Source organism: Kitasatospora sp. NPDC092286 (assembly GCF_044755565.1).
GTDB lineage: Bacteria > Actinomycetota > Actinomycetes > Streptomycetales > Streptomycetaceae > Kitasatospora.
The window spans coordinates 1-13,928 of sequence record NZ_JBIVRD010000079.1; the positions used below are offsets into that span (position 1 = coordinate 1).

Below are 13,928 nucleotides of genomic sequence, written 5' to 3' on the forward strand. Positions count from 1 at the left end.
GAAAGCTACCTCGCCGGCCTTCACCTCCGCGGCGCAATGATCTGGATCAAGGACCTCACCCGAACCCATTGATCACGACCGAATACGCGGCCTAGCGGGCAGCGGCCGACCGGGGCGGATGGCGTGCAACTGGCAGAGCATGGAGATCATCAAGGGGATCCGGGCGAGGTCGGACAGCCGGCTGCGCGCCAAGGCTTGCGTGAACCGGGTCGCGACGCGGTTGGGTTCGGCCAGCTCGAAGGCGTGGAACCAGCCCCAGGCAACGCGGTGCACTTCGTCCGGACTGAACGGTTCCAGATCGTATCGGGGCGGCCGAAAGCCGATGTTGTCGAGCTCCCCGCCAGGCAGCGGGCGGGTAGCCACGACAAACCTGTATGTCTGGGCGTCCTGGCCTCGCTAGGCGGAGAGGGTGCCCGGCGCCAAGAGCAGGGCGAGTGAGCCAGCGGCGTGCCGGCCATCCGGACCTCGCCGCCGTCCCGAGCGGGGACAGGTGATGCGAGAGGGCCCGCGTTACCCCGGTACCGTCCCCGTGCGGCCGTCCCTTCCCGGCGGGGGCTCGCGGCTCGCTTCGGTGATCAGGGCGCGGATCGCCGTGGCCACGGGGGCCGGCCGCTCCTGCATGGCGACGTGGCCGACGCCGGGCAGGGTGAGGAGGCGGACGTCGCGGAAGGCCGCGTAGGCCCGGGGCGCCGTGCGGAAGGGGACGAGGTTGTCGTCCCGTCCGTAGACGAGCAGGGTGGGGGCGGTGACCCGGCGGGCCTGGCGCCAGGCCGACGCCTCGCCCTGCCGCACGAACGCGCGGGCCAGTGCGCGCACCCCCTCGGCCAGCATGTCCTGCGCGTACGGCAGTTCCGTGCGGCGCCGGCGCTCGCGGGCCTCCACCGCCCGCTGCTCGGTGCCGACGAGGGCGGGGTTCGCGTAGATGAGGCGGTAGAGGTCGTCCAGCCGGCGGTCGGGGGTCTGGGCGGCCAGGAGCCGGGAGTACAGTCGCGGGGCGCCCGGCAGTCCGAGCAGGGCCACCCGGAGGGCCTGCGCCGGCGGGAATGTCGGCAGTACGGGCGAGATGAGCGTCAACGTGCCGACCAGATCGGGTCGTCGGGTGGCGAGGTGGAGTGCGATCAGGCCGCCGAGGGAGTTGCCGACCAGGTGTACGCGGCGGTGTCCGGTCCGGTCGAGGTGGTCGGCCACGGCCGCGGCCTGGCGTTCGACGGTGACATCGCCGTCGGGTGGGGGCGCCGACCTCCCGAAGCCCGGGAGGTCGAGGGCCAGGCAGTGCGCCGAGGTCCGCAACAGGTCGATCAGGCCGGCCCAGTTGTGGGTCCACCCGCCCAGCCCGTGCAGGAACACGGCGGTGTCGGTGGCCGGGGCGGCGCTGCGGACGTACTCGACGGCGAGAGTCTGCTGCATGATGGTCTGTTCCTCCGGAATGGTCCCAACCCGTCGTCGTCTCCTGCCGGCCGGCTCACTCCCGCAGGGGCCCGGCCGTCTCCGCGATGGCGAGCCGGTAGTGCCCGATGAGCCGGTCACCGACCGCTTCCCAGCTGCGTTCCGCCACGGCGGCACGGCCGGCCCGCCCGAGCGCCACCCGCAGCTCCCTGCTCCGGGCGAGCCTTTCCACGGCTTCCCGGAACCCCCTCCGCGCATCGGTCGGGACGAGGAATCCGGTCTGCCCCGGACGTACGAGGTCCAGCGGTCCGCCGGCCGCCGGGGCGACGACGGGCAGGCCGCTCGCCATGGCCTCCTGGAGGGTCTGGCCGAACGTCTCGAACGGCCCCGCATGGACGAACACGTCGAACGAGGCGTAGAGCCGGGCGAGTTCGTGCCCGGTCCGGCGGCCCAGGAAGACCGCGTCCGGCAGTGCGGCCTCCAGCCGGGACCGGAGGGGACCGTCGCCGACGACCACCAGCCGTACGCCCGGGAGCCGGGACACCTCCGCCAGCCGGTCGACCTGCTTCTCCGCCGCCAGGCGCCCGACGTATCCCACCAGGACCTCCCCGGGGGAGCCGAGGTGCCGGCGCAGGGCCTCGTCGCGGTGGCGGGGGTGGAACCGCAGGCAGTCCACGCCGCGCGGCCACAGGTGGACCCGGGGAACGCCCTGCGCCACCAGGGCGCGGAGCGACGCCCGGGACGGCGCCAGCGTGCGTGCGGCCGGGGCGTGGATGTGCCGGAGGTGCCGCCAGGCCAGCCTGGCGCCGGCAGCTCCCGCCACCGGCAGATAGGCCCTGGCATAGGCGGCCATGTCCGTCTGGAACACCGCCACGACCGGGATCCCCGCCCGCCCGGCAGCGGCCCCTCCGGCCGCCCCGAGCATGAACGGACCGGCCAGGTGCACCAGATGGGGGCGGTGCCGGGCGATGGCGTCGGCCACCTGCCGCCCCGGGAGCGCGATCCGTACCTCCGGGTAGCCGGGCAGCGGCACGGAAGGGACGCGGACCACCTCGTAGCCGTACGCCCGCTCGGGGCCGTCGCCCCCGTACCGCCGAGCGGCCCCCGGCGCCGGTGCCACCACGACCGGAGTGTGCCCCCGGGCCACGAGGTGCTCCGCGGCCCTGAGCACGCTGTGGGCGACACCGTTGAGCTGCGGCGCGAAGGACTCGGCGACGATCACGACGCGGAGCCGGTCACCACCGGGAGCCGGGACGTCCGCGGGGCGCGCCGCAGGCCCGCGCAGGACCCGGCTCACCCGGCACCGCCGGTTCCCGGTACGGCCGGGCGGGCCGGGCCCGCCGGGAGGGACCGGCCGACCGCGCGCAGGTCCCGGAGGATCTCCAGGAACGAGTCGGAGAGGCCCGCCTCGCAGTACTCCACGCCGATCTCCGCGCAGTAGTCGCGCACGATGCGCGAGGCGGGGCGCAGCGCCACCACCGGCATGGCGGGGAAGAGATGGTGCTCGATCTGGTAGCCGAGACCGCCGAACACGAGGTGGACGAACCGGCCGGCCCGCAGATTGCGGGAGGGCAGTACCTGCCGCCGGAGGAAGTCCGTCCGCTCCGGGTCCGGGCCCGTCATCGGCATGCCCTTGTGGTTGGGCGCGAAGACGCACCCCAGGTACACGCCGAGCACGGATCCGCACACCGCGGCGAAGGCCAGGGCCTGGAGCGGTGAGAGGACGACGGCCAGCAGGGCCGCCGACAGGATGTAGTGCAGCGCGGTGAGGGTGCGTTCCAGGGCCGGGTACCGGACCGGGCCCCGGGTCAGGGTCAGCCAGGTGGCGACGAGGAGGCCGAGCGCCTGGAGGGAGAGCAGCGGGAAGAACAGCTCTGCCTGGTACCTGGCGACGAGCCGCCTCAACCCCCTGGCCCGGCCGGCCTGTTCGGCGGTCCGGACGAAGAGGATGGAGTCGGCGGCCGGGTCGTACCCCGTGCGGTTCGGATGCGCGTGATGCCGGTTGTGGTCGCTCACCCACCACCCGTAGCTCATGCCGACCACGAGGTTTCCCAGCAGGATGCCGGCCAGGTCGGTCGCCCGGCGGCCGGCGAACACCGCGCGGTGGGCGACGTCGTGGCCGAGCAGTGCCAACTGGCCGAGCAAGAAGGCGAACAGGGGCGCGAGGCAGAGCTGCCACCAGCTCGCGCCGAGCACGACGAACCAGGCCAGGAGCAGCGCCAGGGCCGTGAACAGCGCGGCGCTCCGGCACGCGTAGTGCAGCGGGCGCCTGCGCAGCAGACCGGCCTCCGAGACGCGCCGGTACAACTCGGCGAAGTCGCCGCGCCGGGTGGTCCCGGTGGTCGGGGTGTCCTGAACGGTCATGCCACCATCCCGGTCTCGGGTCGCTCCGGCCGTGGCAGCCTCGCGGTGAGGCCCCGGGCCGGGTGGTCTCAGCGTTCCGTACCCGACCCGTCGTTGTCCCGGCACCGCTCCGTGTCGCGGGGGGAGACGGCTCGATCGGGCGGGCGGCGGGCCTCGCCGCTCCGTCACGCATCCGAAGCACGGTCGGCTGTTCGCCTTCCCGTGCGTCCGGTGCGATCGACCGCCGACCTGTCCGGGTGCTCGGCACCTCGCGTGGCCGGGCGTGCCTGACACCGACCGCCCCGTCCCGCAGAGCCTCTCCCGGCTCGAAGCGGTGATGGGACCACGTCCGCCTCACCTGGTCACTCCGGCGGCTGCCTCCCGGTCGCGGGGGTGCTCCGGGCGGGTTTGCCTGGGAGGGGCAGGAGGGGGCTCGGGAAGCCGCGAGACAGGGAACCACATGACGATCACGACCGCACGTTCGACCATGACCATCGGCGACTTCCTGCTGCGCCGCCTGCGGGAGGCGGGCATCTCGCACCTGTTCGGAGTGGCCGGCGACTACAATCTCGAGTTCCTCCTGCAGATGGAGGACCGCGACGAGTTCACGTGGGTCGGCAACTGCAACGAGCTGAACGCCGCCTACGCGGCCGACGGGTACGCGCGGCTCAAGGGCATCTCGGGGCTCGTGGTGACCCACGGCGTCGGCGCCTGGAGCGCCATCAACGGTGTCGCCGGCGCCTACAGCGAGCGCGTTCCCGTCGTCTGCGTCTGCGGGTCGCTTCCACTGAAGGCGCTGGACCGGAAGCTGCTGATGCACCATACCTCGGGCGACACCGACCACGACGACGTCATGCGCGGCTACGCCCAGGTCACGGCGGCACAGACCAGGCTGACGCCGCGGAACGCCGTGACGGAGATCGACCGGCTCATCCTCACCGCCTGGCAGCGCAAGCTCCCCGTCTACCTGGAACTGCCCTCCGACATCGCCTACCTGGACGTCGAGGTCCCGCCGGAGCCGCTGGAGCTCGCCATGCCACCGAGCGATCCCGAACGGCTGAGCACGTGCGCCGACGCGATCGTCGCCCGGCTCACCAACGCGCGCTCGCCCGTGATCCTCGTCGACATCGACGCGGACCGCTTCGACGTGACCGGCGAACTGCTGGAACTGGCGGGCAGGATGCGGCTGCCGATCGCCGCCGTCAACACCGTCAAGGGGCTCATCGACGAGACCAGCCCGTACTTCCTCGGCCTCTACGCGGGAGCGGGCAGTAAGCCCGAGATCCGCGAGACGGTGGAGAACAGCGACTGCCTGCTGGCGATCGGCGTACGGCGCGTGGACACGACGTCCGGGGGTTTCAGCGACGCGCTTCCCGCCGGACGGATCGACGCCCGCGGTGACGCCGTGGACATCGGCCCGGACAACTACCAGGCCGTCTACCTCAAGGAACTGCTCCGCCGGGTCGCCGACAAGGCCCCGGCCAGGACCTCGGGATACTTCCGGCAGGCCGAGACGCCACAGGAGCCGAGCGCGGTCGTGATGTCCGACCCGCTCACCCAGGCGGCGTACTGGAACATGGTCCAGGACTTCATCCGCGAGGGCGACGTGCTCATCGCCGAGGACGGCACCTCCGAGGCGGGCTGCTGGGGGCTGCGGCTGCCGCCGAAGTGCTCCGTCGTCACCCAGGCCGTCTGGGGCTCGATCGGCTACAGCGTGGGATCGGTCCTCGGCACGCTCCTCGCCGCGCCGAAGCGGCGGCACCTGCTCTTCGTGGGTGACGGGTCCTTCCAGCTCACGGCGCAGGAGGTGTCGACGATCCTCCGGCACGACCTCAAGCCCGTCATCTTTCTGATCAACAACGGCGGTTACACCGTCGAGCGCGCCATCTGCGGCAAGCAGGGGCACTTCAACGACATCGCCAACTGGGCCTACGCCGAACTGCCGAAGGTCCTGCACCCGGGAACGACCGCCCGGACGTTCGTCGTGAAGACGCCGGCCGAACTCAAGGAGGCGCTGGCCGCCCCGCACGACAGCATGATCTTCATCGAGGCGCTCATGGACAAGTACGACGCCCCGCAGCTCGTCATCGACTCCGGCCACGGTATGGCGGAGGTCGACTACGGCCCCCGCGGCCCGCAGCACCGGCCCGGCGTCCAGCTCTGAAGAAAGAAGCCACTCCCGGCGAACGTCGCCGGCGTCGTCAGCTCATCGACGGTCTCCACCAGGCCGTCACCGTCCATGACCCCGATGGAGACAACCCATGCGGCCCAGTTCGTCCCTGTCCCTGCTCGCCGCCGGTCTGGTGTTCATCACGGCGGCCGCCACCGGCGGTGCCGGCACGTCCTGGGCCGTGCAGTCGGTCAGACCCGCGGCGCCGCCGTCCGCGGACCCACCGCACTCACCCGCGGCGTCCCCCGCCGGTACCGGCCGACCGCTGCAGGACCCTCCGCAGCTGGTGAGCCATGACGGCGTCCTCAAGGCGCGGATCACCGTCTCCAGGCGGAAGGTGGCCGTGGGGGACAGCGAGCTGTTCGCCCTCACCTACAACGGCTCCTACATGCCGCCCACCCTCCGCATCCGTCCGGGCGACCGGGTGGAGCTGGACATGGTCAACGAGTGGACCGAGGACACCAACCTCCACGTCCACGGGCTCCATGTCTCACCCGAGAGCCCGTCCGACGACATCTTCATCGAGATCAAACCCGGTGGGACCTTCCACTACTCGTACCGGATCCCTCACGACATCACTCCGGGGACCTACTGGTACCACTCCCACGCCGACATGCGTTCCGCCTCGCAGGTGGCCGGCGGCGAGTCGGGCATCATCATCGTCGACGGGCTGAGGGAATACCTGCCCCACCCCCTGAAGGACATCACCGAGCGCGTCATCGCGCTCAAGGACGACCAGACCGAGGGTGACTCCGTCAAGATCGAGAACCTGAGCATCGGCGCGCCCACCAACCGCACGATCAACGGTCAGCAGAAACCCGTCATCAGCATCGGGCCGGGCGAGACCCAACTGTGGCGGCTGGCCAACATCGGCGCCAACATCTACTACGAGCTGCACCTGCCGGGCCGGCAGTTCCATGTGATCGCCCAGGACGGCTACCCCGTCGAGCACGTCTACTCCGCGGACTCCCTGGTCGTCCCGGCCGGTGCCCGCTTCGACGTGCTGGTGCAGGGCGGCTCGCCCGGCCAGGCCCCGCTGCAGACGCTGGCCTACGACACCGGGCCCGCCGGGAACCAGTTCCCCCAGGTGGATCTGGCGACCGTGGTCACGGAGGGCAGTCCGGTGCAGCCGGAGCGGCTGCCCGACCGCTTCGCACCGAACGAGGACCTCAGCGGTGCCGCCGTCGCCGCCCGCCACGACATCGTCTACACGGAGAACACGGCAGGCACCGAGTTCTACATCAACGGCCGGAAGTTCGACCCGAACAGGGTGGACATCACCTCCGGGCTGAACACCGTCGAGGAGTGGACCGTCGTCAACAACACCGGCGAGGAGCACTCCTTCCACGTCCACACCAACCAGTTCCAGCTGATGAGCGTCAACGGCCGGCCCACCGGGAGCGGGCACCGGTGGTACGACACCATCAACGTCCCGGCCGGGGGAAACGCCGTGCTGCGCATCCGCTTCGCCGACTTCACCGGCAGGACCGTGCTGCACTGCCACATCCTCAACCACGAGGACAACGGCATGATGGCGGTCCTGGACATCGTCCCCGGCAGTGCGACGGAACAGCGGCGGTAGGGCTCGGCGGCCACCAACCGCAGACCGTCGACTCACCGCGGCCGGATCGCCCCGGGCTCAGCTCACGCCGGCCCGGTCGGCCACGGGCTGAGCGCCGCCACCCGCGCGCGCAGCCCGCGCATCGCCCTGGCGGAGGCGATGCCCACCGCCCCGCAGACCAGCCCGTCCCGCACGCAGGCGGCGGCGAACCGCCGCTCCGCGAGGCTGCCGTCGACCACCTCGAACCGCTCGGCGCCGCCCGGCCTGCCGAAGGCCTGGACCCGCAGCCCGTACTGGTCGGTCCACAGGTACGGGACCGGCTCGTAGGCCTGCCGGGCACCGTCCGGACCGGCCAGCAGGTTCCGGGCGGCGCACAGCGCCTGCTCGGTGGCGTTGGTGCGCTGTTCGAGGCGCCGGTGACGGCCGGTGCGCGGGTCGGGCCAGGAGGCGGCGTCACCGGCCGCCCAGACGCCGGGGCCGGCGGCGCAGTAGGCGTCGCAGACCACGCCGTCGTCCAGCCGGACGCCGCTGCCGGCCAGCCATTCGGTGGCCGGCTCGGATCCGACGGCCATCAGCACGGCGTCGGCGGCCAGTTGGGAGCCGTCCGCCAGCCGTACGCCGGAGGCCCGGCCGTGCCGTTCGGTGACCGCGGCGGCCACGCCCCGGCGGATCCGCACCCCGTGCTCGCGGTGCAGGCCTGCCAGCAGCGCGGCCGTCTCTCTGCCCAGTACCCCGGCCAGTGGTGTGGCGGTGGAGACCAGCCAGGTCACCTCGGCGCCGAGTTCGACGGCGGTGGCCGCGGCCTCGGCCCCGAGCAGCCCGCCGCCGACCACCAGCAGCCGTACGCCCGCGCGTAGTTCCTCGCGCAGGGCGAGGGCGTCCGCGAGGGTGCGCAGCACATGGGCCCCGGCCAGCGGTGCTTCGGCGCCGGGCAGCCGGCGCGGGCGGACCCCGGTGGCCAGGATGACGGCCTCGCAGCGCACCCGACCGCCGTCGGCCAGCCGCACGGTCCGGTCCCGGCGGTCCAGGCGCTCGGCCCGCACCCCCAGGCGCAGATCGATGGCGAGCCGGTGCAGCGCCTCCGGGCCGCGCAGCACCAGGCGGTCCGGCTGCCACCTCCCGCTGAGCAGGTGCTTGGAGAGCGGCGGCCGGTCGTAGGGCGGCTCGTCCTCGGCCCCGATCAGGGTGAGGCGGCCGTCGTAGCCGGCCCGGCGCAGCGCCTCGGCGGCGTGCAGCCCGGCCGCGCCGGCCCCGACGACGGCCACCTCCCGCAGAGCGGTCACAGCTGTTCCAGCCGGATCGCCGCGGCCGGGCAGACCGCGGCGGCGTCCCGGACGGCCTGGTGGAACTCGGCGGGCGGCTCGGCATCGAGCAGGACGACGATGCCGTCCTCGTCCCGCTGGTCGAAGACCTCGGGGGCGGCGAGCACGCAGTGTCCGGCGCCGCAGCACTTTTCCTGGTCGATGTGGACGAGCATGGCTTTCCCTTCGGAACATGACTGGTTCGGACCCGGTGGAGGGCGAACCGTGGTGGGGTGGATCTCACAGGTGCGAACGGTGGCGCCGGGCTGGTCCCGTCGGTGTGTGCGACCGGCCCGGGGTGACCGGCCCGGGGTGGCGGGGCGGTGGGGCATGGTGACGGCCGGTCAGCAGGGCCGGCCGCGGTGATGCCGCGTCACCAGGCGAGCGGCAGCTCGTGGACGCCGTAGATGAGCATGTCGCCCCGGAACCGGATCTCCTCGAACGGTACGGCCAGACGCAGTTCGGGCAGCCGCCGCAGGATGGTGTTCAGTGCGATCTGCAGTTCCAGCCGGGCCAGCGGCTGTCCCAGGCACTGGTGGACGCCGAAGCCGAAGGCCAGGTGCAGGCGCGAGTCGCGGGAGAGGTCGAGCTCGTCGCCGCCCGGGAACCGCCGCTCGTCCCGGTTCGCGGTGCTGATCATGCAGATCACGCCCTCGCCCGCCTGGATCCGGACGCCGCCGACGGTGACGTCCTCGGTGGCGACCCGGGTCAGGCCGGAGTGCACGATGGTCAGGTAGCGCAGCAGTTCCTCGACCGCGCCGGTGACCGACTCCGGGTGCTCGCGCAGATGGGTGAGCTGGTCGGGGTTCCGCAGCAGGGCCAGGACGGAGAGCGCGGTCATGTTCGCCGTGGTCTCGTGCCCGGCGACCAGCAGCAGCCGGCCCATGGCGCCGATCTCCTCGGTGCTCAGCTCACCGCGGGCCACCAGCCGGCTGAGGATGCCGTCGTCGGGCTCGGTGCGCTTGGAGTCGGTGAGCTCGGTCAGGTAGTCGGCCAGGCTCTTCTGGGCGGTCCGCACCTCCTCGGCCGAGGAGTCGTGGCGCAGCAGGACCCGGCTGCACTCCTGGAAGAAGTCGTGGTCCTGGTAGGGGACGCCGAGCAGCAGGCAGATGACCAGGGACGGCAGCGGCAGCGCGAACCCGCGGACCAGGTCGCCGGAGGAGCGGCCGGCGGTCATCTCGTCGAGGAGCTCGTCGGCGATGCGCTGGACCTCGGGACGCAGCGCCTCGACCTTCTTGATCATGAACTCGCTGGTGAGCATCCGGCGCAGCTGGGCGTGTTCCGGGTCGTCCATCCGGATGAGGGTCCGCTGCCCCGTGCTCAACTGCCGGGCCCCGGCGCTGATGAACGGGAAGCCGGACCGGTCGGCGTCCGAGCTGAAGCGGGCGTCGCTGAGCACCGCCTTGATGTCGTCGTGGCGGGTGACCAGCCAGCTGGGGGCGCCGTCCCAGAGCGCGATCCGGCTGATCGGTTCCTCCTGCCGGGCCTGCTGGTAGGCCGACGGCGGGTCGAACGGGCAGCCGCCACGGGCGGCGGGGTGGGTGAACCGGGGGGTTTGGGCGGTGGTGGCCATCATGGGCTCCCTTCTCGGAGCGGGATCTGCCGGTGGCGCCGAGCGGATGGGCCTGCGGTGCCGTGGAGTAGCGCCCAGGACCATTACATGCCCTAAGCAACTAACTCACCGTCACGCTAACTCGCGTTCCGTGGCGGCGAAAGAGCCCATCCGGTGACGACCGAATCTGTCCGAAAACCGGGCAGGGGCCGACACGGGAGCCACTCCCCGAACGGGGTCGCTACAGTTCCCCCATGCCGGACGCGACAGACAATCCGACCGCCACCTCCGAGCTGGAGGCGGTGCTGGCCTCGCTGGCCTACCTGCTGACTCGTTCGCAGGAGCACGAGCGCCAGATGGCACGGGCCGGCATCAAGGCGGCGCGCTCGGACGTCTACCTGCTGCGCGCGCTCGCCGAGGCCGAGGAGGCCAGCCGGGTGGGCGACCTGGCCGCCCGGCTGATGGTCAAGCCCTCCCACGTCACTCGGCAGATCGACCGGCTGCAGAGCCAGCAACTGGTGGAACGCACCCCGGACACGCTGGACCGCCGGGCCCGCCAGGTGGCGCTCACGGCCGAAGGGCGGGCGATGCTCAACCGTCTGAAACAGGCCAACATCGCCAGCCTGACCGGCGCGCTGGACGGTATTCCGGCGCCGGACGTCGCCGCCACGGTCAGCGTGCTGCGCCACCTGGTGGACCGGTACGTTCGGCAGGTCCGGATCACGATGCTGTCCGAGGAGGCCACGCCCCCGGGCCGGGCGGCCGGGAGTGCCGACTCGGGCCCGCCCCACCGCACCTGACACGGTCGCCCCGGACGGGGGAGCGGGCGTACGCGGGAAAGGCGGGTGCTGCCACGCTCACCCGCCGGCCGCGCTCTGCGGTCCGGGCCGGCTTCTTCGGCGACGGCGCCACCAGCGACGACCAGTGGTGGTCGCCGCCGGACGGCGAGGGGCAGCAGCGCTACCTCTGACCGCCGGCCGGCGGTGCCGGGAGAGGGGCCGCGCTCCCTCCCGGCGCGGCGGGCGGCGGGTTCACGGCCGGGGTGCGTCGGAGAATATCTCCAGTGACGCGTACTCCGCCGTGATGCTGAGGCCGGCGTTCAGCCCTCCGGCGATCAGCCGGGGGACGGCGGGCTGGGCCGGGCCGGCGCCGGGCCGCTGGCTTGCGAACTGGGCGTTCACCCAGGACTTCTGATCCTCCGTCGCCTGACCCTTGAGGACGATGTCCAGGGTCTCCGTCAGCTCCGTCGCCGACGCGTCGTCGGCCTGCCCCCGGGAGACGGCGAGGATCATACGCGGGTTGCCCTCGTGGTCGGCGCGTATCTCGATGGCGAGGGTGTGGCCGTCGGGGAGCTTCTTGAGCGCCTGGTAGCAGACGTGGTCGGGCAGGGTGCCGGGGACGCCCTTGATCTGCTGGGTGATGAAGTCGAGGCCCCAGTGGTCCTTGAACCGCTGGAGCAGGTCGGTGTCCTTGACCGAGGTGATCGCAGCGCTTCGCCAACTGGGCGGCTGCAGCCCGTCCGTGGCCGGTGCGCTCGGCACCGGCTTCCCGTCCGCGGTCGCGCCGCCCTTGCCGTCCTTGGTCGCGCCGCCGCCGTCGGCCGGGGCCACCGGGGCCGAGGGAACTGCGGCCGGGGTCCCCGCCCCGCTCGCGGCCCCGGTCGCGACCGGCCCCGACGTCGCTGCGGTCGCGGACGGCTTCGGGTCGGAGGCGCAGCCGGCGAGGGGAAGCGCCAGGGCCACGGCCAGGACGGGCAGGACGGCTCGGCGCCTGGAGTGAGTCACGTGAGAGGCCTCTCGATTGACGAGCCGGGGTGACGGCGGCGCCGCCCCGGCGGTGGGACCGACCGGCCGGGGGCGGGAGCCGCCCCCGGCCGGGTATTACGGTGCGGGTGTTCCTCCGTCGTCGTCCGTCACGGGGTGAAGGCGATGGCGTCGAACGCGATGTCCGGGCCGCTGAAGTCCGTGCCGTCCACCAGGTTGCTCACCTGGACGCGGGCGCCGGAGCACAGGATCATCCTGGCGTCGCCGAGCTGGAACCAGCCCTGTCCCGCGGTCTTGGTCTGGGACTGGTCCAGCTTGGTGACGGTCGGCACGAGGCCGTTCGAACCGCAGCCAGAGTAGATCAGGTACGACAGGTTGGGCACCTGGGCCCCGTGGGTGGGCAGGTGGACGAAGATCCGGTTCCCGCTCACCTTCAGGTCGGGAGACCAGGTGGCCACCACACGGTGCGAGATGTTGATGGGCACCTGCGGGGCCTGCGTCAGGTACTGGTAGTACTGCGGCTGCGTCCCCGTGTTGTTGGAGTACACGTGCGTGAAGTACATGCGGCCGCCGTAGCCCGCGCCGAACTGGTGCAGGTCGATTTGGGCGAGGTAGGCCGCGTGCGAGTAGTTGTCGCCGGTGCGGATGGTGAACTTGCCGCCCTTCTCCTGGTCGCCGTTGCAGCCGTAGGCGTTCTTCCAGGGGTAGAACTGCGTGTACACCACCGACGTGTTGGCGGCGTCCCAGCCCGATGGCAGGGTGCAGTCCGGCTTCGGGTAGCGGGCGACCATCGCCGGCTCCGGGTCGGAGGCGGAGTACGCGAGCTTCTGCGTGGACGCGTTCAGGTCGCTGGCGTTGTCGATCCAGGAGACGGCCGGCCCCGGGTACCAGCAGCTGCTGTTGAGCGCGGGGCAGCCCGTCCCGGGGGTGCAGTGGTTGGTCGGCCCGCAGAACAGCGAGTAGTTGCTGGGCAGGTTGAGAGAGTGGATGTAGCCGAAGTTCGGCTGGACGTAGGCCATCTTGCCGGTGTAGTCGTTCTGCGGGCGCTCCGCCCAGCCGAGCACCTTCTCCTGGTACGGCCAGTTGGCCGGCTTGGCCGCGTCCCCGTAGGAGGCCCGCAGGAAGCCCTGGCGGTTGGAGGGGTAGATCGGGTTGGAGGGGTTGTTGCGGTAGCCGAGGCCGTAGTAGCCGCTCGGGTCCCCGCCCGGCTGGTAGAAGCCGGAGTTGTAGGTCCACAGCGCGAGGTACCAGTTCTCGATGAACCGGGGGTCCCCGCCGTTGGGCAGCAGGCCGGCCGCGCGGACGATCTCCCACTTGTTCTCGAGGATCTGGAGGGCGGCGGCGATGTTGGCGGCGTAGTCCGTCGCGATCGCGGTCTTCTGGGCCGGCGTCCAGGTCGTCTTGTCGGCGGCGGCCATGCCGTCGGTGATCTGGGCGATGCCGTAACCGCAGTCGCCCTTGCTGTAGTTGATGGCGACCGGGGTGGTGCGGTTGGCGGCGGCGTCGGCGGCGGTGCGCAGGAGGTTGTCGTTGCCGTAGTAGACGCCCATCAGCGGGTTCCCGGCGTCACCGGCGACGGCGTGCCAGGTTGCCTGGGACAGGTTGCTCTCCTGGGCGACCAGGCCGAGCAGCACCTGGGCGGGGACGAGGCCCTTCTGCTTGTTCGGGCCGATGCCCGGCTCCGGGAACATGGCCTGGATCGAGTAGGCGGGCTGCCCGGTGCCCAGGTAGTCCTTGGGCCGCTGGATGTCCAGGCTCGGGCTTTGCCCTATTTTGTAGACACTTGCCTGTTATGCGACCAAGTCCAGGTTAATGACGCTCGTGGCGTGTTGCCGTTCATAGTCGACGGGGC

At 72.0% G+C, this 13,928-nt stretch carries 12 protein-coding genes; 3 read left to right on the plus strand and 9 right to left on the minus strand.

Going from position 1 to position 13,928, the window contains the following annotated elements:
• Positions 1-72 precede the first annotated feature (72 nt).
• The 4 genes from ACIQIB_RS38500 to ACIQIB_RS38515 form a co-directional block, all read right to left on the minus strand.
• Entirely contained in the window at positions 73-363 is a 291-nt protein-coding gene (locus tag ACIQIB_RS38500; protein WP_400763994.1) for a hypothetical protein, read from the minus strand.
• Between the two features lie 147 nt (positions 364-510).
• The gene (locus ACIQIB_RS38505; RefSeq protein ID WP_400763997.1) at positions 511-1,407 is read right to left on the minus strand and encodes an alpha/beta fold hydrolase; all 897 of its coding nucleotides are present in this window, start codon (positions 1,405-1,407) and stop codon (positions 511-513) included.
• A 55-nt stretch (positions 1,408-1,462) separates the two neighbouring features.
• Positions 1,463-2,608, minus strand: a complete 1,146-nt coding sequence (locus ACIQIB_RS38510) for a glycosyltransferase family 4 protein (protein ID WP_400764000.1) — start codon at positions 2,606-2,608, stop codon at positions 1,463-1,465.
• A 71-nt stretch (positions 2,609-2,679) separates the two neighbouring features.
• Positions 2,680-3,750, minus strand: a complete 1,071-nt coding sequence (locus tag ACIQIB_RS38515) for a fatty acid desaturase family protein (protein WP_400764002.1) — start codon at positions 3,748-3,750, stop codon at positions 2,680-2,682.
• 439 nt (positions 3,751-4,189) lie between these two features.
• Between ACIQIB_RS38515 and ACIQIB_RS38520 the strand changes: the two genes are divergently transcribed.
• Positions 4,190-5,893: an alpha-keto acid decarboxylase family protein gene (locus ACIQIB_RS38520; protein WP_400764004.1), complete on the plus strand. Its 1,704-nt coding sequence runs from the start codon at positions 4,190-4,192 to the stop codon at positions 5,891-5,893.
• A gap of 97 nt (positions 5,894-5,990) precedes the next feature.
• On the plus strand, positions 5,991-7,481 hold the full coding sequence (locus ACIQIB_RS38525) for a multicopper oxidase family protein (RefSeq protein ID WP_400764007.1): 1,491 nt from the start codon (positions 5,991-5,993) through the stop codon (positions 7,479-7,481).
• Between the two features lie 62 nt (positions 7,482-7,543).
• Here ACIQIB_RS38525 and ACIQIB_RS38530 read toward each other — a convergent pair whose 3' ends face one another.
• The 3 genes from ACIQIB_RS38530 to ACIQIB_RS38540 all read right to left on the minus strand — a co-directional run bounded on the left by ACIQIB_RS38530 (position 7,544) and on the right by ACIQIB_RS38540 (position 10,334).
• Positions 7,544-8,743: an NAD(P)/FAD-dependent oxidoreductase gene (locus ACIQIB_RS38530; protein WP_400764009.1), complete on the minus strand. Its 1,200-nt coding sequence runs from the start codon at positions 8,741-8,743 to the stop codon at positions 7,544-7,546.
• Positions 8,740-8,937 (minus strand): 4Fe-4S domain-containing protein, encoded by a 198-nt coding sequence (locus ACIQIB_RS38535; RefSeq protein WP_363611857.1) that lies wholly within the window; start codon positions 8,935-8,937, stop codon positions 8,740-8,742. Before ACIQIB_RS38535 ends, ACIQIB_RS38530 begins: the two co-directional genes overlap by 4 nt.
• A gap of 197 nt (positions 8,938-9,134) precedes the next feature.
• Positions 9,135-10,334 carry a cytochrome P450 gene (locus ACIQIB_RS38540; RefSeq protein ID WP_400764016.1) on the minus strand — a complete coding sequence of 400 codons (1,200 nt, stop codon included), beginning with the start codon at positions 10,332-10,334 and terminating at the stop codon, positions 9,135-9,137.
• Between the two features lie 233 nt (positions 10,335-10,567).
• Here ACIQIB_RS38540 and ACIQIB_RS38545 point away from each other — a divergent pair, with 233 nt between their 5' ends.
• Positions 10,568-11,113 carry a MarR family transcriptional regulator gene (locus ACIQIB_RS38545; protein WP_363611853.1) on the plus strand — a complete coding sequence of 182 codons (546 nt, stop codon included), beginning with the start codon at positions 10,568-10,570 and terminating at the stop codon, positions 11,111-11,113.
• 231 nt (positions 11,114-11,344) lie between these two features.
• On the opposite strand, the gene ACIQIB_RS38550 is transcribed toward ACIQIB_RS38545, so the two are convergent.
• Together ACIQIB_RS38550 and ACIQIB_RS38555 are read right to left on the minus strand one after the other, a co-directional pair.
• Positions 11,345-12,097 carry a hypothetical protein gene (locus tag ACIQIB_RS38550; RefSeq protein WP_400764012.1) on the minus strand — a complete coding sequence of 251 codons (753 nt, stop codon included), beginning with the start codon at positions 12,095-12,097 and terminating at the stop codon, positions 11,345-11,347.
• Between the two features lie 128 nt (positions 12,098-12,225).
• Positions 12,226-13,767, minus strand: coding sequence for a hypothetical protein (locus ACIQIB_RS38555; RefSeq protein ID WP_400764014.1), 1,542 nt, complete (start codon positions 13,765-13,767; stop codon positions 12,226-12,228).
• Positions 13,768-13,928 lie beyond the last annotated feature (161 nt).

What these genes read in the sequence shown, in the direction of transcription:
- ACIQIB_RS38540 (WP_400764016.1), bottom strand. Translation starts at nt 10,334, where the DNA reads ATGGCCACCACCGCCCAAACCCCCCGGTTCACCCACCCCGCCGCCCGT.
- ACIQIB_RS38535 (WP_363611857.1), bottom strand. Translation starts at nt 8,937, where the DNA reads ATGCTCGTCCACATCGACCAGGAAAAGTGCTGCGGCGCCGGACACTGC.
- ACIQIB_RS38555 (WP_400764014.1), bottom strand. Translation starts at nt 13,767, where the DNA reads ATGTTCCCGGAGCCGGGCATCGGCCCGAACAAGCAGAAGGGCCTCGTC.
- ACIQIB_RS38525 (WP_400764007.1), top strand. Translation starts at nt 5,991, where the DNA reads ATGCGGCCCAGTTCGTCCCTGTCCCTGCTCGCCGCCGGTCTGGTGTTC.
- ACIQIB_RS38515 (WP_400764002.1), bottom strand. Translation starts at nt 3,750, where the DNA reads ATGACCGTTCAGGACACCCCGACCACCGGGACCACCCGGCGCGGCGAC.
- ACIQIB_RS38545 (WP_363611853.1), top strand. Translation starts at nt 10,568, where the DNA reads ATGCCGGACGCGACAGACAATCCGACCGCCACCTCCGAGCTGGAGGCG.
- ACIQIB_RS38520 (WP_400764004.1), top strand. Translation starts at nt 4,190, where the DNA reads ATGACGATCACGACCGCACGTTCGACCATGACCATCGGCGACTTCCTG.
- ACIQIB_RS38505 (WP_400763997.1), bottom strand. Translation starts at nt 1,407, where the DNA reads ATGCAGCAGACTCTCGCCGTCGAGTACGTCCGCAGCGCCGCCCCGGCC.